The 18,064-nt window shown below is 58.5% G+C and carries 20 protein-coding genes; all 20 read right to left on the bottom strand.

The window, feature by feature from the left end; translation table 11 throughout:
• Positions 1 to 12: 12 nt before the first annotated feature.
• Positions 13 to 333, bottom strand: coding sequence for a hypothetical protein (locus ACSEXS_RS07140; RefSeq protein WP_438432469.1), 321 nt, complete (start codon positions 331 to 333; stop codon positions 13 to 15).
• A gap of 51 nt (positions 334 to 384) precedes the next feature.
• Complete coding sequence (locus ACSEXS_RS07135) at positions 385 to 1,794, bottom strand: flagellar assembly protein A (protein ID WP_438432468.1); 1,410 nt, start codon at positions 1,792 to 1,794, stop codon at positions 385 to 387.
• Between the two features lie 38 nt (positions 1,795 to 1,832).
• A complete protein-coding gene (locus ACSEXS_RS07130) occupies positions 1,833 to 2,630 on the bottom strand; it encodes a FliA/WhiG family RNA polymerase sigma factor (RefSeq protein WP_438432467.1) in 798 nt (265 codons plus the stop codon).
• A gap of 4 nt (positions 2,631 to 2,634) precedes the next feature.
• Positions 2,635 to 3,048 (bottom strand): hypothetical protein, encoded by a 414-nt coding sequence (locus tag ACSEXS_RS07125; protein WP_438432466.1) that lies wholly within the window; start codon positions 3,046 to 3,048, stop codon positions 2,635 to 2,637.
• A gap of 3 nt (positions 3,049 to 3,051) precedes the next feature.
• Entirely contained in the window at positions 3,052 to 3,549 is a 498-nt protein-coding gene (locus ACSEXS_RS07120; RefSeq protein ID WP_438432465.1) for a chemotaxis protein CheD, read from the bottom strand.
• On the bottom strand, positions 3,546 to 4,163 hold the full coding sequence (locus ACSEXS_RS07115; RefSeq protein ID WP_438432464.1) for a chemotaxis protein CheC: 618 nt from the start codon (positions 4,161 to 4,163) through the stop codon (positions 3,546 to 3,548). The genes ACSEXS_RS07120 and ACSEXS_RS07115 overlap by 4 nt, the downstream gene beginning before the upstream one ends.
• 4 nt (positions 4,164 to 4,167) lie before the next feature.
• A complete protein-coding gene (locus ACSEXS_RS07110) occupies positions 4,168 to 4,629 on the bottom strand; it encodes a chemotaxis protein CheW (RefSeq protein ID WP_438432463.1) in 462 nt (153 codons plus the stop codon).
• 42 nt (positions 4,630 to 4,671) lie between these two features.
• Positions 4,672 to 6,729 (bottom strand): chemotaxis protein CheA, encoded by a 2,058-nt coding sequence (locus ACSEXS_RS07105; RefSeq protein WP_438432462.1) that lies wholly within the window; start codon positions 6,727 to 6,729, stop codon positions 4,672 to 4,674.
• A gap of 23 nt (positions 6,730 to 6,752) precedes the next feature.
• Complete coding sequence (locus ACSEXS_RS07100; RefSeq protein WP_438432461.1) at positions 6,753 to 7,394, bottom strand: CheB methylesterase domain-containing protein; 642 nt, start codon at positions 7,392 to 7,394, stop codon at positions 6,753 to 6,755.
• Positions 7,395 to 7,455: 61 nt separating this feature from the next.
• Positions 7,456 to 8,361, bottom strand: coding sequence for a MinD/ParA family protein (locus ACSEXS_RS07095; protein ID WP_438432460.1), 906 nt, complete (start codon positions 8,359 to 8,361; stop codon positions 7,456 to 7,458).
• Positions 8,358 to 9,704 carry a flagellar biosynthesis GTPase FlhF gene (gene flhF / locus ACSEXS_RS07090; RefSeq protein WP_438432459.1) on the bottom strand — a complete coding sequence of 449 codons (1,347 nt, stop codon included), beginning with the start codon at positions 9,702 to 9,704 and terminating at the stop codon, positions 8,358 to 8,360. The genes ACSEXS_RS07095 and flhF overlap by 4 nt, the downstream gene beginning before the upstream one ends.
• Complete coding sequence (flhA, locus tag ACSEXS_RS07085; protein WP_438432458.1) at positions 9,701 to 11,731, bottom strand: flagellar biosynthesis protein FlhA; 2,031 nt, start codon at positions 11,729 to 11,731, stop codon at positions 9,701 to 9,703. Before flhA ends, flhF begins: the two co-directional genes overlap by 4 nt.
• Before the next feature lie 33 nt (positions 11,732 to 11,764).
• Complete coding sequence (gene flhB, locus ACSEXS_RS07080; RefSeq protein ID WP_438432457.1) at positions 11,765 to 12,856, bottom strand: flagellar biosynthesis protein FlhB; 1,092 nt, start codon at positions 12,854 to 12,856, stop codon at positions 11,765 to 11,767.
• A 14-nt stretch (positions 12,857 to 12,870) separates the two neighbouring features.
• On the bottom strand, positions 12,871 to 13,674 hold the full coding sequence (gene fliR / locus ACSEXS_RS07075) for a flagellar biosynthetic protein FliR (RefSeq protein WP_438432456.1): 804 nt from the start codon (positions 13,672 to 13,674) through the stop codon (positions 12,871 to 12,873).
• A gap of 11 nt (positions 13,675 to 13,685) precedes the next feature.
• On the bottom strand, positions 13,686 to 13,955 hold the full coding sequence (gene fliQ / locus ACSEXS_RS07070) for a flagellar biosynthesis protein FliQ (protein ID WP_438432455.1): 270 nt from the start codon (positions 13,953 to 13,955) through the stop codon (positions 13,686 to 13,688).
• Between the two features lie 60 nt (positions 13,956 to 14,015).
• A complete protein-coding gene (fliP, locus tag ACSEXS_RS07065) occupies positions 14,016 to 14,822 on the bottom strand; it encodes a flagellar type III secretion system pore protein FliP (RefSeq protein ID WP_438432454.1) in 807 nt (268 codons plus the stop codon).
• Positions 14,815 to 15,279, bottom strand: a complete 465-nt coding sequence (locus ACSEXS_RS07060) for a flagellar biosynthetic protein FliO (protein WP_438432453.1) — start codon at positions 15,277 to 15,279, stop codon at positions 14,815 to 14,817. The genes fliP and ACSEXS_RS07060 overlap by 8 nt, the downstream gene beginning before the upstream one ends.
• Before the next feature lie 34 nt (positions 15,280 to 15,313).
• Positions 15,314 to 15,676 carry a response regulator gene (locus ACSEXS_RS07055; RefSeq protein ID WP_347768011.1) on the bottom strand — a complete coding sequence of 121 codons (363 nt, stop codon included), beginning with the start codon at positions 15,674 to 15,676 and terminating at the stop codon, positions 15,314 to 15,316.
• 19 nt (positions 15,677 to 15,695) lie between these two features.
• Complete coding sequence (fliY, locus tag ACSEXS_RS07050; RefSeq protein WP_438432452.1) at positions 15,696 to 17,039, bottom strand: flagellar motor switch phosphatase FliY; 1,344 nt, start codon at positions 17,037 to 17,039, stop codon at positions 15,696 to 15,698.
• On the bottom strand, positions 17,029 to 18,027 hold the full coding sequence (gene fliM, locus ACSEXS_RS07045) for a flagellar motor switch protein FliM (RefSeq protein WP_438432451.1): 999 nt from the start codon (positions 18,025 to 18,027) through the stop codon (positions 17,029 to 17,031). The genes fliY and fliM overlap by 11 nt, the downstream gene beginning before the upstream one ends.
• Positions 18,028 to 18,064 lie beyond the last annotated feature (37 nt).

The raw sequence follows: 18,064 nt of genomic DNA, 5'->3' as shown, positions 1-18,064 counted from the left end.
CTTGCTCCTCCGCTATAAGGTGATATCCAGGCGATGGCCCTTGTACGGATGCGGGGATTCATTCAACTCGGGCTCCGCCGCAGGAACCGAACCGCCCGGCGCGCTCTTCGCTTCGCCCTTGCGCTTCTTGCGGCTGTCCGGGTTCCTGATCGTTCCCCCTTCCGCCTTGGTGGCCTGCGGGCTGCGCTGCCGTTCGACCGCATCTTGCTTTAACTGGCTGGCGGCGGCGGCCATCTGATCCAGCACCGGCTTCTCGGAGAGCTGGCTCTGTACGCGTCCGGCCTCATGATGCTTATGTACGGCGATCTGCATGTCGATGGACTTAAAGCTCATGCTTCTTTCGCCTCCTTTGGCGAAGCCCTGTCCGCTTTGAAGAACGACGGATCAGTTTCCGGTGAACATGCCGATGTCTCCGTCGACGATCCGGAATTTCACCCTCGACACCGGATCTTTGACGAACCGCGTGTAGCGGCCCATTACGATCTTGGCGCCGCCGTAGATGATCGAGGCCACTTCGACGACGGCGGCATTGGATTGCTCCTGAAGCGTCTCCAGCTCCAACAGCCGCTCCTTCATGGCGTTGATCTCCTCCACGGTCTTCCGCTTGGTATGGCCCAGCTTAATCCTGAGCGCCATCTTCTCCATGGAGAGCTGGCCGCTCGCCGCCAGCGGATCGAGCAGCGCGAGCGCCTGCTCGGTCTTGCGCAGCGCTTCCGTACTCTCCTTCACCTGGCTGCGCAGGGAAAGCAGCTCGTTGCGCCGTTCCGGGAGCACGCCGACCTCGATGACCGTCACGGTCGACAGGGAGTTGCCGACCGTTCTCGCCTCCACCCGCTCGCCGGCCTGGATCGTTCCGCCGACGATGAGGCCCTTGGCACTGGTGCAGACCACGGCTCTGCCCGCCCGTATGATCGAATGCATGATGCTCTGCGAGACGACGACGTCTTCTCCCGCTTCGACCCTTCCTTCCTGCACGAACGAGCTTTTGATCGTCTTTCCGGCCTTGACCATTCCCTTATTCTGGCCGAGGATACCGCCGGAAATCTCGATGGACCCATCGGCGATCAGCTCGGCGGCCTCGACTCCGCCGGTAACGCGGATATCGCCGGACGCCTTGACCCGAAAGCCGCTCCGGACGTTTCCCCGAATGACCACGGAGCCGACAAAATCAATATTCCCGATGTTGTAGTCGACGTCCCCGTTTACTTCGTAGATCGGGAAAACATTGATTTTATCCCCGTCGGTGAGCGAAATCACACCGCTGATCGAAGCGACGAGGACCGTCTGTTCGGGATTCGCCATCACGTTCTTGCCGATCTTCAGCCGCGCTTCCTTGCCGCGCTTGCAGGTGATCGGTTCGCCCTTGACGTTCATGCCGGGCGCGCCCTCTTCGGCGAGAATCCGCTCGGCGATGCGGTCGCCCTGATTGACATTGTGAATCCGGGTCATCTCCCGGAAATCGACCGTTCCGTCCTCGAGAATTTTCGGCTGCCTCGCCGAGCTCTCCAGGTCGAACAGCAGCCGGACGGAGCCGTCCTTGCCGTCCCGCGGCGGCGATCCGGCGGCGACGGTCATGAGCATATTTCGGAACGACTGGGGAGAAGCCGCCAGCGCCGCCAAATTCTTCTGCTGCAGGCCAAAAATAACTCCGTTTGCACGGAGAAAATGGGTGATATCGTCTAGCGTAAAAGCAAAGCTGTCGTCCCATTCTTCCAAGGTCATCCATGCGGTCAATTTATCGTCCGATACTTTGAGCTTGAGATAATGGTCAATCGAATACCGGCTCGATCCCACGTCATTTCCCCCCTATGCCCATGAATCTGATAAAAACCTTATTCCGACAGCAACTGCTCCTTCCATCGGTTCAGACCGCCCCGAAGCCGCAAAATCGCTTTGGAATGGAGCTGCGAGATCCGCGAGGGAGACAGGTTCATCACTTCCGCGATCTCACTGAGCGAAAGCTCCTCGTAATAGAACAAGGATACGACGATCCTCTCCTTCTCCGTCAGGCGATCGATGGCTTTGGCCAGCGTCTCTTTTTGAAAAAAAACGGTAACCTTGTGATCGGGGTTCTTCGCCTTCTCGTCGACCAGGTAAGCGAGCCGGGACTCGACCTCGTCATCCTTTACCGGTTCGTCGATGGAGGTGATCGTGGAAACGGCCACTTCCTGAAGCATTTGGCGAAAATCGCCTTCATTCACGCCCAGGTATTCGCTGATTTCCTGATCCGAGACGCTGCGCATGTGGCGCTGCTCCAATACCTGATAAGCTTCTTCGATCTTCTTGGCTTTCTCCCGCACCGATCGGGGCACCCAATCGTTCTGGCGAAGGCCGTCGATCATCGCGCCGCGGATTCGCCAGGAGGCGTACGTCTCGAATTGGAGCCCGCGTTCATAATCAAATTTCTCGATGGCGTCGATCAAACCGAGAATGCCGGTACTGATGAGGTCTTCTTTGGCAACGGATTTGGGCAGGCCCACGGCCAACCGCCCGGCTGCATAATCCACCAGGGAAAGATAGGATTCGATCAGCTCCCGTTTGGCGCTCTCATCGCCTTCTTCCCTCCATCTTTTCCACAGGTCCGCTCCGATTTTGAGAGGTTTCCCGCTGTCTTTCACGGTCTTCGTCACCACCTTACTTTTCCGTCATCGTCCTTAGCGCATCGGCGAGGTCCTGAGCCTTCTGATCGGTCTTGGTCGTGAGTTTGGGAGGATGAAGCGGCTCAAAGGCGGCTTCCGCCGTCGGCGGCGTTTCGGACTGCCGGATGATGCGGTTCAATTCGTCCTGTTCGTCCGGGGTGGAGAGATCGAGCGTTCTTCCGATGCTCTCTCTTCCGGATGGCGGTTCTATGGGCGGCAGTGGGTTCCCCGGCTCCGCAATCAGCCGCAGAATCCATTGTACGGCGATTCCGACCAGGAAAAGCAGCCCGCCGCTCACAAGTGCGCGGATCAGGGAAGTGCTGAAGATATTGTTCGACAAGGACAGGAACAAGGTCAGGATAAACCCGAAGAGTGCCAGACCCAAGCTGATACGGAAGGCGCTCTTCATGCCCTACAGTTCCTTGCTGCCCTGCTGGACGCTAGTGATAAGCAGGATTCCGGTCGCGGAATCGAATTCAATGGTTCTGCCATAGCTTCCTCCCGTGTCTTCGCCCTTCAGGGGAATCTTGTACTGTGCCAGCATGGCCTTGCAGGATTCCACATTGCGCGGGCCGATTCTCATCGTGTCTCCCGCTCCGGTCGTGAAGGCAAACATCTGCGCGCCCCCGGCCATCTTGGATTCCATCCGGCTGATGGCCGCTCCGAGCTCGACCATCCGCTCGATCATCATCGGAATGGCGGTATCGGCGTACTTGGCGCGGTTGAGCTGGCCCTCCTTGGCAATTTCCGAGGATGGCAGCATCACATGGGCCATTCCCGCTACCCTCGCGACCGGATCGTACAAGGTCAGCCCGACGCAGGAGCCGAGCCCGGTCGTCTTGAGCACGCCGACGGGAACGGCGACGTTGAGGTCGGCCATTCCCACTTTGATCAAAGTCCGTTCTATCATTCGGCAGCGACTCCCAGGGCAGCAAAAATCCGATCAAAGGATTCCGGATCGGGAATCAGGAAGAAATGTCCTTCCACTTCGTCGCCATTTTGCAGGAATTTGGTATCGATAAACAAAGCGTGGTCTCCCATTTCGCCGAATTGGAGCAGCCCGTAGCTGAGAATGGCGCCCGCCATGTCAACGGCCAGCGAGGGAACGGTCGGGAACATGTTCAGTTGGGTAAAATCCGCCAACGAGGTCAGGTAGGAGCCGGCCAGGATGTTGCCGATCTCGCTTAAGGCGGAGAACTCCATCTCGTCCAGCTCCTCCTTGTCGCTGCACTCGAGCCCGACGAGGCGCTTAAGCAGATGGCGGGCGGATTCCATGGACAGGATGAAGAACATGTTGCCGGGGGTCTCTCCTTCTACCCGGAGGAAGATGGCCATGACCACCTTCTCGGAGCCGCCGACGCTCTCGGAAATCTCCTCGAACGGGACGAGCTTGACCTGGGGGACTTGCATGTCGACCGGCTTGTCCAAGAGGGTCGACAGCGCCGTTGCGGCGTGGCCGGCGCCGATGTTGCCGACTTCCTTCAAGACATCCAGGTGAAAATCAGCCAATGATTTGAACGTCACGCGACTATACCTCTAACTCTTCCAGTTGGACGAGTTCTCCTTTGTTCAGGACTTCCTTCAGATTGAGCAGGATCAGCAAGCGCTCTTCCCCGATCCGCGCCACGCCGCGCAGGTATTTCGCTTTGATGCCTCCGACGATTTCCGGCGGGTCGGAGATCGTACCGCTGTCCACGTCGATGACATCGTCGGCCGAGTCGACGATCATGCCGACCTTCAGCTCGCCTACGTTCACGATAATGATGCGGCTGCTGTCCGTGTGCTCGGTTTCGGCCAGACCGAACCGGCCGCGCAGATCGAGAACCGGAACGACAATGCCCCGCAGGTTCATGACACCTTTAATGAAAGGAGGCGTTTTCGGCACGCGGGTCAGGTGGACAATCCGTTCGATGGTCTCCACCTTTTCCACTTCCACCCCGTACTCTTCCTTGCCGAGCTTAAACACGATTACTTTGATTTCCTCACCCATAAAGCAACTGCCTCCTTTTGGCGGATCCGTTCGGTTTCCTGCTTATTTGATCAGTACATTCGGATTGATGATCAACGCGACCTGGCCGTCTCCGAGGATCGTCGCCCCCGATACGGCGAACACCTTGCTCAGGTACTTGCCCAGGTTCTTCAGGACGATTTCCTGCTGGCCGATAAAATCGCTGACGATGAGCGCCGCAAGCTTCTCCCGCTTGCGGATAATGACCAGGTTACGCTCTCCGACTTCCTGTGGCCGGTAGCCGGGGACTTCGAGAATTTGAGCCAGGTCGACCACCGGGATAACGCTGCCGCGGTATTCCAAATGATCGTTGCCGTGCAGCCGGCGAATCTTGCCGACGTCGACCGCCGCCGTCTCGACAATGGAATTAAGCGGAATCGCATATTTCTCCGGACCGACTGCCACCAGCATCGCGCCGATGATCGAGAGCGTGAGCGGCAGATTCACGGAGAAGGTTGTGCCGACTCCTTCCTTGGAAGAGATCAGGATCTGCCCGCCGAGCGATTCGATCTTGGTCTTCACCACATCCAGACCGACACCGCGTCCCGACAGGTCGGAAATCTTATCCGCCGTGCTGAAGCCGCTTGCGAACAAGAGCCGGTATACCTCCTCGTTCGGCATCCGCTCGGCTTCCGCCTCGGTGATGACGCCCTTCTTGATCGCGGCGGCGAGCGTCTTGTTGCGGTTGATGCCGGCGCCGTCGTCGGACACTTCGATGATGACGTGGTTGCCGCTGTGGTAAGCCCGCAGCTGAATGGTCCCCGTCTCGCTCTTGCCCAGCCGCTTGCGCTCCTCGATCGATTCGATGCCGTGGTCGGCGGAGTTGCGCAGCAGGTGTACGAGCGGATCGCCGATTTCGTCGACGACCGTGCGGTCCAGCTCCGTGTCGGCGCCGGTAATGACCAGGTCCAGCTTCTTGCCGAGCGTCTTGGCCGCGTCGCGGATCATCCGCGGGAAGCGGCTGAAGACCGTATCGATCGGCACCATGCGCAGGTTGAGCACGATGTTCTGCAGGTCGCTGCTTACGCGGGCCATGTGTTCGACGGTCTCGGTCAAGTCGCTCCGGCGAATTTCCGAAGCGAGCTGCTCCAGGCGGACCCGGTCGATCAAGAGCTCGCTGAACAGGTTCATCAGATGATCCAACCGGTCGAGGTCGACGCGGATGGTCCGGTTCGCCACCGCATGCCCGGCCCCTGCGGCCGGAGCCGCCTTCCCCTCCGGTTTGGCTGCACTCGGCTTAGCCTCCGGACGGGCGGGAGCTTCCACCGCGGCGGCGGTCTCCTGCGCCGCTCCGGCCGTCTGGGCCATCAGGTGCAAGCTGTCGTGATCGAGCGGCGTTACCGTGGCCGAACGAATCTCCGAGATGCCTTCGATGAGGTGAACCAGTTCTTCCTGCGGAAGCTTGGACACATAGTACAGGGAGAAGGCCCGGTCAAACTTGTCCTGCTCGATCTCTTCCACGGACGGGAAGGATTTGATGATCTCTCCGTTGTCCTCCAGCTCCCGGAATACCATATACGCCCGGGCCGCCTTCAGCACGCATTCGTCGGTGAGCTCGGTGCGAATAAAATAAACGTTGAATTCGGAATCGAGCGATTGCTCCAGCACCGAGAATTGGTACTGATCGAGCGCCACCGCGTCGTCCGCCGCCGATTCCGGGTTAGCCGCAGGCGAAGCGGCTGCCGCCGCGGCCTGCTTGTATTCGCCGTTTACGATGGATTTCAGCACAGCTACGATCGCCGTCACGTCGGCTTTGCCCGTTCCCCCGGCGATGATATCCGCCAGCATCGCCTCCAGCGCGTCCGTACTCTTGAACAGGCCGTCAAAGATGAAAGAATCCACGCTCAGCTTTCCGCCGCGCATGAGATCCAGCACGTTCTCCATCTGGTGGGTGAGCGAAGCCAGATCCTCGAACCCCATCGTGGCCGCCATTCCTTTGAGCGTATGCGCCGAACGGAAGATGACATTGACGATATCCAGATTCTCCGGGCTTTGCTCCAGTTCCAGAAGCTTTTCATTGATCGCTTGCAAATGCTCCGTTGATTCATCGATAAACATGGACAAGTACTGATTGAGTTCCAAAGGCGTTGCACCTCCGAGTCATTCTAACCCTGTATCATTACCGACAATTTGCCGGGAATTTCGTGAAGCGGAAGGACATGAGTCACGCATTCGAGCTGGACGGCCGCGCGCGGCATGCCGTACACGACGCAGGTTTCCTCCGATTCGGCGATCGTGGCGGCCGCACCCGAGAGCGCGAGCTCCTGCATGCCCTTGGCCCCGTCGCTGCCCATTCCGGTCATCAGAACGACGTACTTCTTAAAGCCGCTGAAGGGAACGAGGGAATGAAACAGCACATTAACCGATGGCCGGTGGCCGGAAACGGGATCGTCGGTGGACAGCTTGATCCGGTAGACATTGGAGCTATCCTGGATCATCACCATGTGATACCCGCCGGGAGCGAGATACGCGACTCCCTTCTCCACCTTCATTCCGTCCTCCGCTTCGACGACGGTAATGGCGCTGCCGGCGTCTAGCCGATCGGCCAGCGATTTGGTGAACTTGGGCGGCATGTGCTGAACAATCAGAACCGGCGCCGGAAGATCGGCTGGCATTGCGGTCAGGACGGCGTGCAGAGCCCGGGGTCCTCCTGTGGATGTGCCGATGGCGATCAAATGCTGGAAGGGCGGCGCTTGGCGCAGCCGATCCGGCTTCATCGGAACGGAGTCTTCCTTTGGAATGGGCACCGGATAACCTCCTTTGCGTTTCTGGATGTAGTCCTTTTCCGTTTCCTGATCGTAAGGAAGGTCAAGGCTTCGAATTAGCGAGCAAACGGAGCATCTTGGACAGGAAGCCGCGAATTCCGGCGGACGGGTCCGTCTCGGTCCGGTGCGAGCCTGCATACTGTTCGGCCATCCTGCGAATGTCCCTCGCTGCGCGGCTATCGGGGAAGGCGGCGGTTAACGGCATCTGCTTGCGGACGGCGCGGGAAACGTGCGGATCGTCATAGACGTACCCCAGCACGGGAATCTCAATGCCGAGAAAGCGCTTAGCCACGAGCGTGATCTTGTCGGCGGTCGCCTGGCCTTCCCGGTCGTCGGCAACCCGATTGACCACCAGCCGGAACCGAACGGCTTCCTCCTGCTGGTGAACCATCTTGATGACGGCGTAGCCATCCGTGAGCGAGGTAGGCTCGGGCGTGGTCACCACGAGCGTCTCGTGGGCAGCCAGAATGAATTTCATCGTTTCCTTGGAGAGCCCCGCTCCGGTATCGAACAGGATGTAATCGAAGTGGCCGTTCAATTGGCCGATCTGATCGGCAAAATCATTCAGTTCGGCCTCGCTGAGATTGAGCAGGTCGGTAAAGCCGGACCCGCCGGCGATGAAACGGATGCCTTCGGTTCCAATCTGCACGATGTCGAAAATGTTTTTTTCTTTCTTCAGCAGATGGTACAAGGAATACTGCGAGTGGATGCCCATGAGCACATCGATATTGGCGAGACCGATGTCGGCGTCAAAGATGAGGACCCGGTACCCCAACTGCTGAAGAGCGATGGAAAAATTGAGCGTGAAATTTGATTTCCCGACTCCCCCCTTGCCGCTGGTGACGGTGATGACCCGGGTCTCCCGTTCCTTATCGGGGCGCGGGGCGGCGGGAGTCGCCTGCTGCCGGGACTCGACCAGCCTCCGCAGCCGTTCAGCCTGATCGCTCATTCCCTCCGCTCTCCCAAGATCCCGTCCACCAGCAGGTCTTCGGTGAGCAGGGTGATGTCTTCGGGAACGTTCTGCCCATTGGTCACATAGGACAGACGGAGCGGGTAGTCGTAGAGCAGGTTGAGAATGGAACCGTAAGAGCCGGTCTCGTCCCACTTCGTAAACAGCACCTTCTCGACGCCGAAGTTCACGAACTGCTCCGCGATCACCTTCATATCGGCGTACTTGTTGGTCAGGCTGAGAACGAGCACGGTCTCGCTTCCGCCATGGGCATTCAGCAGCGAGTGAAGCTCGGAGACGTACCTCTCATTGCGGTAGTTCCGTCCGGCCGTATCCATGAACAGCAGTTCGCAGGTGGACAAGCGGTCAAAGGCCTTTTGCAGATCCGCCGGGGAAAATACCACTTCCATCGGCACATTGAGGATCGTCGCATAGGTTTTGAGCTGCTCCACGGCGGCGATACGGTACGTATCGGAAGTAATGAATCCGGTTTTGCGATGGGAGCGCAGCACTTGGTCGGCGGCGAGCTTGGCGATGGTCGTGGTCTTGCCGACTCCCGTCGGTCCAACGAAATTGATCACCTTCGTCTCCGGGGTAATCGGCGTTCCTCCCCGCCCTCCGACGATTCCGCAGAGAACCGAGCGGACCTGCCCTCTGACCTTCTCCTCGGTGAGAAAATCCGGATCGCTCGCCGCTCTCATTTCCAGCGAACCGATGACATCCTCCAGGATAGCCGGTGACAGATCCTGTTCGGCGAGCCGATCGGCCCATCGCTGGATAAGCGGATGCCTGTCCTGGCGCAGATCGCCCCGGGCGGCGAGGCTCTTCATCAGCTCTTTCATCTGGCGAATTTCGCGGGCCAGCTCGTTGTCCGCCGCTCCGGCCGCCTGCCGGTTCGGCGGAGCGGGGTTCGGCGCAGTTTCGACCGCCGGACGGGGCTTCGGACGCTGGGGAGCGGGCCCGGCTGCGGCGGCGGTCTCCCGCTCCGTTAGCACATCGGGAACATGCGGCATGGTCAGCGGCCCGGCTGGTTTGGTCTGAGCGGGAAGAGTCGCTGCCGGCTGACCTCCGTAGGCCTTCGCGGCCGACTGCTTGGGCACGACGGCCGGGGCGGAAGCGACGGGAGGCGCAGCGGAGGGCTGCAGACGGGAAGCAGGCGAAGCGGTCCCCTCTTGGGTATCCGTCGCCGCAACCACTTCGATCCGCTTCTTGCCGAACAAGCCGAGGAAGCCCCCCGTTCGAATATCCTTCGTGCTGAGGATGACCGCGTCGTTGCCGAGCTCGCTGCGAATGCGCTGCAGCGCTTCGGGCATCGTGTCAACCACGTAGCGTTTTACCCTCATAGATTCACAACTCCCAGGCTTTGAATTTCAACACTCGGCTCCAGTTCGCTGTAGGACAGGACGGGAACATCCTGCAGGGTGCGCTCCAGGAGCTGCTTCAGGTACATCCGGATGGTTGGAGAAGTCAGAATCACCGGCTGCTGCCCCGATTGGACGGCTTTGGTCACCTGCTCCGAGATCCGGTGATGAATTATCTGGGATGAGGACGGATCGAGAGCCAGGTACGAGCCCTGTTCCGTCTGCTGAACCGATTCGGCGATCTTTCGCTCCAGACTCGGGCCGACCGTAATGACTTTAAGAGAATCGCCCTCCGAGGAGTACTGCTGGGTAATCTGCCTCGACAAGGCTTGACGCACGTATTCGGTGAGGATATCCGGATCCTTGGTATAGGTTCCGTAATCGGCGAGGGTTTCGAGAATGGTGACCATGTCGCGTACGGAGATCTTCTCGCGCAGCATCTTGGCCAGAACCTTCTGGATATCGCCGATGCTTAAGACCCCGGGCACCAGCTCCTCCACCAGTGTCGGATAGGCTTCCTTGACGTTGTCCACCAGCGCTTTGGTCTCCTGACGGCCGATCAGCTCATGGGCATGCCGCTTGACGACCTCGGTCAAATGGGTGGCCACGACCGATGGAGGGTCCACCACCGTGTAGCCGGACAGCTCGGCCCGCTCCTTCGTGGCGTCGTCGATCCAGATGGCCGGCAGGCCGAAGGCCGGTTCCACCGTCTCAATTCCGCTGACGGCGTCGTCCTCGAAGCCGGGGCTCATCGCCAAATAGTGGTTAAGTAGTAATTCACCGCGGGCTACGGAATTTCCTTTAATTTTGATGACATATTCGTTCGGTTTTAGTTGAATATTGTCGCGGATTCGGATAACGGGGACGACGATCCCCAGCTCAAGCGCGCATTGCCGTCGAATCAGGATGATCCGGTCGAGCAGGTCTCCCCCTTGCCCGGTGTCGGCGAGCGGGATCAGGCCATACCCGAACTCGAATTCGATCGGGTCCACTTGCAGGAGGCTGATGACGCTCTCGGGACTGCGTACCTCTTCGATCTGCTGCTCTTCTTCCAGCTGATCGTCCATGGCCTGCTTACGCTTCAAGTTGCCGTTCATCTTGATGCCGGCGAAGACCAGCAGCCCCGCAATCGGGTAGGTGGAAAAGATGCCGATCGGCGTAAAGGTGCCAAGCAGGACGAGGGTGCCGGCCGCGATGAACATCAGCTTCGGGTAAGCGAACAGCTGCTTGGTCAGATCGCTGGCCAAGTTGCCCTCGGAGGTGGCGCGCGTGACGATGAGACCGGAAGCGGTCGAGATCAGCAAAGCCGGAATCTGGCTGACGAGGCCGTCGCCGATGGAGAGGATGGTATATTGCGCAGCGGAATCGGTGAAGGACTGGCCGTTCATCATGCCGATGATGAAGCCGCCGACCAGGTTGACGATCATGATGATGATGCTGGCGATGGCATCGCCCTTGACGAATTTGCTGGCGCCGTCCATGGCGCCGTAGAAGTCCGCCTCGTTCTCGATCTTCGAGCGGCGTTCGCGGGCCTGCTGCTCGTTGATGAGGCCGGCGTTCAGGTCGGCGTCGATGCTCATCTGCTTGCCGGGCATCGCGTCGAGCGTAAAGCGGGCGGCCACTTCGGCTACGCGCTCGGAGCCCTTGGTGATGACGATAAACTGGACGATGACCAGGATGAGGAACACGACGAGGCCGACCACCAGATTGCCGGCGGCGACGAAGGAGCCGAACGTGTGAACCACGTCGCCGGCCTCTCCCTTTGCCAGGATGTTGCGCGTCGTCGAAACGTTGAGCGCAAGCCGGAACAGCGTCGTGATCAGCAGGAGCGACGGAAAGATCGAGAACTGCAGCGCTTCCTGGGTGTTCATCGCCACGAGCAGGATCAGGATCGCGAGCGTGATGTTGATGACGAGCAGAACGTCGAGCAGGAAAATCGGTATGGGAACGATCATCATGAGAATAATGCCGATGACGCCGATCAGGACGGTAAGGTCCTTCGCCTTCATGATTCGTTCCTCCTCTCTCTGGTATCGGACTGGTTAACGGGCTTTCCCCTTGAGCTTATACACATACGCCAGAACCTCCGCCACGGCCTGGAACAGCTCCGCCGGGATCGCCTGACCGATTTCCACCTGACTGAACAGTGCCCGGGCGAGGGGCTTGTTCTCCATCAGCACGATGCCGTGCTGCTTGCCTCTCTCCTTGATCTTCTGCGCTACGTAGTCGGCCCCTTTGGCGATCACCCGCGGCGCCGCCATCTCGCTGGCGTCGTATTTCAGAGCTACAGCAAAGTGAGTCGGGTTGGTAATAATGACATCGGCGTTCGGGATCTCCTGCATCATCCGCTGCATCGCCATGCGGCGTTGTTTTTCGCGGATTTTGCCTTTGATCAGGGGATCGCCTTCAGACTTTTTATATTCATCCTTGATGTCCTGCTTGGACATGCGCAGATTTTTTTCGTAGTCAAATTTTTGATAGAAGTAATCCAACACCGCGAGGATCGCCAGAATGACACCGATCTTGATTCCCAAGCCGACCGTCAGGTCAGCCACATAGGAGAGCGATTCCCTCAGCGGGACTTGACCCAGCACGAGCAGCTTTCCCCGCTCGGACCAGAAGGTTTGGTACACGACGAATCCCACGATGGTCATCTTCAGGATGGATTTCAAAAAATCGACCAGGGCGCGCGGGCTGAACATGCGTTTAAAGCCTTGAAGCGGATTGATCTTGCTGAACTTGGGCTTCATCGGGTCGCCTGTGAACAAGACGCCCACTTGAAAGAAATTGGCGAGCAGCGCCACGAGCACGCTGACCAGGAAGATGGGGGCCAGCAGCAGCAGCCCTTCCCGCAGCAGGTTCCCGAAGAGGGAGACCACATTCGGGACGGTGACTTCCGAAAGCAGGTAATCCTGGAAGGTTGAGCGAAACAGCAGGAAATACCGATCCTTCATAAAACCGCCGAAGAGCGAGAAGGAAGCAAAGCAGGCCAGCAGGACAAGGGCCCCGGGGAGCTCCTGGCTTTTGGCCACCTGGCCTTTTTCCCTCGCTTCCCGGCGCTTCTTGGGCGTAGCCGGCTCTGTCTTCTCTCCGGCAAACAGCTGCAGGTCGATCGGATAACGAACACTGGACAACGTGAATTTCCCCTTTAGCCGGCACTGGCTTTGGACGCGGCGCTTCCGCCGAGCAGGCGGAGCAGATTCTCCATGGCGGCGAACATGGTGGAGAACAGTTCCCGGAACAGCATGGGAAAGGCCGTGACGAATAAGGTAAGCAGCAGGAGCCCGACCAGCAGCTTGACCGGAACCCCGACCACAAAGATGTTGAATTGCGGCGCCACGCGGGCGAGAATGCCCAAGCCCACGTCGACGAGAAACAAAGCGATGACGATCGGCGCGGACATTTGCAGCGCGAGGCCGAAGGCCTGGGAAAGCGACTTGACCAGAAATTCGCTTACGCTGCCGTGATAGAGCTGGGCGAACACTTGATTGTCCAACGGAACCCAGCGGTAGCTGCCGATAATGCCTTTGATGAGGGCATGATGGCCGTCGAACGCGAGGAACAGCATGGTGCCGACCATGAATTTGAAATTCCCGAGGATCGGACTCGGAGTGCCGCTCATCGGATCGATGATATTGGCCAAGCTGAAGCCGATCTGCATGTCCATGAACGAGCCGGCAATCTGCACGACCGTGAAGAACAGATACGCCACGAAGCCGAGCAGAAGGCCGATGAGCGTCTCCCGGGCGATAAGCAGGATGAACATGCCGTCCATGGCAACCGTCCCCCCGGATACGGTTCCGTAGGTCACGAGCGTGATGAAGAACGATAAGCCGATCTTGAAGGGAGTCGGGACGTTTCGAGCCGAAAAGACCGGAACGGTGACAAAAAAAGCGGCGATTCGACAAAAGATAAGCAGAAAGGCAGGCAAGGCGTTGAGGATCGCGTCCATGGCTTCCCTTCCTATCCGCCGTATTGGTACAGGTTGCTGAGCAGGTTGTACGTAAAATCCACCAGGGTGGACAAGATCCACGGGCCGAAGATCAGAAGACTGAGCAGAACGGCGAGAATCTTGGGCACGAAGGCCAGGGTCTGCTCCTGAATCTGGGTGGTCGCTTGAAAAATGCTGATGACGAGGCCGATCACCAAGGCGACGACCAGCATCGGAGCGCTTGCTTTTAGCACCGTATAGACGGCTTGACCGGCAAGCTTCACAATAAATTCCGCACTCACGGTCTTCCTCCCTTTCGGCGGCAAGCGGGTCGTCTCCCGCTGTTGCTCATTCCTGCGCGGCTAGGTTCCATAGCTTCTCAGCAATTGCTCGACAACCAGATACCAGCCGTCGACCAGCACAAACAGCAGGATTTTGAACGGCAAGGAGATCATCACCGGCGGCAGCATCATCATTCCCATCGCCATGAGTGTGCTGGAGATGACCATATCAATCACCAGGAATGGAATAAAAATCATAAAGCCCATCATGAACGCCCGCTTCAATTCGCTGATGGCGAAGGCGGGCACCAGGCTGGTCAGCGGAATGTCCTGAATGCTCTTCGGCTTCGGAGCCTTGGAGTACTCCTGAAACAGCTGCAGGTCCTTGGGCTCGGTGTGCTTACCCATGAACTCCTTGAGCGGAACTGCGGCTTTGGTGAAGGCCTCTTGCTGGCTGATCTCGTGCTTCAAGTAGGGCTGAAGCGCCGTCTCGTTGATGGTGCCGAACGTCGGGGCCATCACGAAAAACGTCAGGAACAGCGCTAGTCCGATCAGGACCTGGTTGGGCGGCATCTGCTGCGTTCCGAGCGAGGTGCGCACAAAACCGAGAACGACGACGATCCGCGTGAAGCAGGTCATCATAATCAGGATGGCCGGAGCCAGGCTGAGTACCGTCAGCATCAGGATAATGGACACGGTGTCCGATCCCCCCGAGCTGTCCGAGCCGACCTGAAGGCTGAGGTTGGGAACCGTGAGACCGGGCGAAGCCGAGGCGGCCGGCGAGGCCGATGGGCTTGGCGTGGCTTCCGGTGCCGCAAACGCCGCCGTGATCCAGAGAAAGCTCGCGATCACGAGAAGCGGCAGAACTGTCGCAAACTTCCTATTCATGAATCGTATCCTTCCGCTCTTCACGGGATTGTTCCTGCTCCAGAAGCTCGCTGACGCTTCTTCGACTGTCCTTCATCGTCTTCATTCGGTCTTGAAAAATCTGATCAAATTCCGACCACTCTTCCGCGGGCTTGCGGACTTCCTTGCGTCTCGCCCACCACTGCGCCATCGTGGGAAAGGAGCGCGCCGTCGGCTCCGACCCTTGCGTCATCTGCCGAATGGCGTCGAGCTCGTCCGGGTTCTCGATCTTCGCGACGAGCTGAATGCTCTCGCCGACTCCGAGAATGTAGTAGGCTCCGGCGATCTCCACGACCTGCACCGATTTATCCCTTCCGAGCGGCGCTCCGCCCAAGGTTCGGACGATCCGGCCCGGCAGGGACAGCCGATTGCGCTTGGCAATCAGCCGGATGATGACCAGGAATAACCCAATGATAAGTGCGAGGTAAAAAACGATCATCAAAATCATGCCGCCGGTGCTGGACCCCATCCGTTTAGCCCAGGGTCTTCCGAATCGCCTCGATGACGCGGTCCGATTGGAACGGCTTGACGATAAAGTCCTTGGCGCCTGCCTGGATCGCGTCGATGACCATCGCTTGCTGACCCATGGCGGAGCACATGATGACCTTGGCGTTCGGATCAATCTTCTTGATTTCCTTCAGGGCGTTGATTCCATCCATTTCGGGCATCGTAATGTCCATCGTAATCAAGTCGGGGCGGAATTCCTTGAATTTTTCGATTGCCTGCGCGCCGTCGTTGGCTTCTCCGCATACCTCGTACCCGTTCTTTGTCAGAATGTCCCGGATCATCATTCTCATAAAGGCAGCGTCGTCCACGATCAAAATACGATTCGACATTAGTAAACAGTCCTCCTAATTATTGGATCTTCTGAATTCGTTCCCACTGGTTGATGATGTCGGTTACGCGCACCCCAAAGTTCTCGTCGATGACCACGACTTCTCCTTTGGCGATCAGCTTGTTGTTGACCAGGATATCCACCGGCTCGCCGGCCAGCTTGTCCAGCTCGATGATGGAGCCTTGGGAAAGCTGCAGGATGTCCTTGATTAGCATCTTGGATCGTCCCAGTTCGACCGTAACCTTAAGAGGAATGTCCATCAACAGGTTGAGGTTGCCTTCCTCGGCCGGCGGAATCAGCCCTGGCGTGAAGCCGCTGAATTGGGCGGGCTGCACGTTGACGTTGCGGTTCGCGGGAGCTCCGTAATTCTGCGGTCCCGGCGCCGGCGCGGGGATCCCCATCGGTTGGCCGGCATAAGGCGGATACCCGTACGGCGCCGCCGGCATGGAATAACCGGGAGGCGGGTAGTACGGATTCTGCTGCGGCGGATAACCGGGAGGAGCCTGCTGGGAGTCATAGCCCGGAGGGGTTCCGGGTGCTGCGGCGGCCGGCGGGACATGAGCAGGCGCCGGATCCGCCTGAGGGGAGACCGGCATCTGCCCGGAAGCCGCGGGCGGCGCGTATGAGGAAGGCGGTGCGTATGCGGGCTCCGGTTCGATGGAGTCGGAACCGCCCATCAGAATATTCACCATCTCCTTGGAAAAATCGACAGGAAGCAACTGCATAATATTCGAGTCGATCAAATCCCCGATCTTCAGTCGGAACGAAATTTTGACAAAGACTTCTTCGGCAGGGAGATTGGCTTTTCCTCCTTCTGCCGTAAGATCCATGATATCAATTCCCGGAGGCGAGATGTTGACCATCCGATTGAAGATGGTCGACATCGAGGTGGCCGACGATCCCATCATTTGATTCATCGCTTCCTGGACGGCGCTGATGTGCAGATCGTTCAGTTCGGTGTTATCCAGCCCCGTGCCGTCTCCGCCCATCATCAGGTCGGCAATGACCTGAGCATCCCGGATTTTGATCACCAGCAGGTTGATGCCGTGGAAGCCGTCGACATAATTGACGTGGACGGTGACGTGCGGCTTGGGAAATTCCTGCTGCAGCTCCGACCGGAGCAAGAGGGAAACCTGCGGCGTCGTAATATCCACCTTTTTGCCGAGCAGGGTCGAAAGCGCGGTAGCGGCGCTGCCGAAGGTGATGTTGCCGATCTCTCCGAGCGCATCCTGCTCCATTCCGGACAGATACTGGGAGAGCTCGGGCCGGCCGCTCCCTAAGCCGGCGTCACCGCTGTCGTCCGACGTTTGCCTGAGCAGGGCGTCGATCTCTTCTTGGGACAAATAATCCCTGTTACTCGTCATGTTCTTCCACTCCCTCGCTGGCAATCTGCGTGATTTGCAAGGCGACCTTGCCCTTCATCGTACCCGGACTGCCGATAAACTTGGTCTGGCTTCCGATCTTGACCAACAACCCCTCCTCGACCGGCTTGTTCAAGGAGATGACGTCTCCCGGAGCCAGGCTGAGGAATTCCTGCACCGTCAGCCGGGACTCCCCCAGCTCGGCTATCATCGTGAGCGGGGCTTTGTTCACCCGGTCCTGAAGCGCCTCGTACTCTTCCTGGGTCTTGCTCTTCTTTTGCGTGACGAACATGTGGTGCACGGACAGGCGAGGCATCATCGGCTCGATGACGACGTGCGGGATGCAGAGGTTGATCATCCCCGTCGTCTCTCCGATCTTGGTGCTGAGCGAAATCAGCGCAATCGTGTCGTTGGCGGACGCGATCTGCATAAACTGCGGATTCGTCTCCAGCGAATCGAGGCGGGGACTGAGGTCCGCCACGGTCTTCCAGGCCTCCTGCAGGCTTTCCAGAGCCCGCCCGAACATCTTCTCCATGATCATCGTTTCGATTTCGGTCAGAACCGTCGCTTTGCCGGTGGATTGGCCGCTGCCGCCCAGCATTCGGTCCACCATGGCGAAAGCGACATTGGGATTGACTTCAAGCACCATGCGGCCTTCCAGCGGCTCCGCTTCGAAAATGTTCAGAATGGTCATTTTCGGAATAGATCGGATAAATTCATCGTACGGCAGCTGTTCCACCTGCACGACATTGATCTGGACGAAGGTCCTCAGCTGAGTTGAAAAGTAGGTCGTCAGAAACCGGGCGAAATTCTCATGTATCCGCGTCAAGCTTCGGAGATGGTCCTTGGAAAATCTCGTAGCTCTCTTGAAATTGTATCCGCGTATTTTTTTCTGGGTCTCTTCCTTTTTGAGCTCCTCCGCGTCCATCTCACCCGAAGAAAGGGCGGCGAGAAGCGCATCAATCTCATTTTGCGAGAGTACGTCTACCAAATCGGTCACCTCCCCGTAGCGAAGAATTCAAAGTTGG

The organism is Gorillibacterium terrae (assembly GCF_051594785.1).
GTDB lineage: Bacteria > Bacillota > Bacilli > Paenibacillales > NBRC-103111 > Gorillibacterium.
This window is presented reverse-complemented; position numbering and strand designations above follow the sequence as displayed.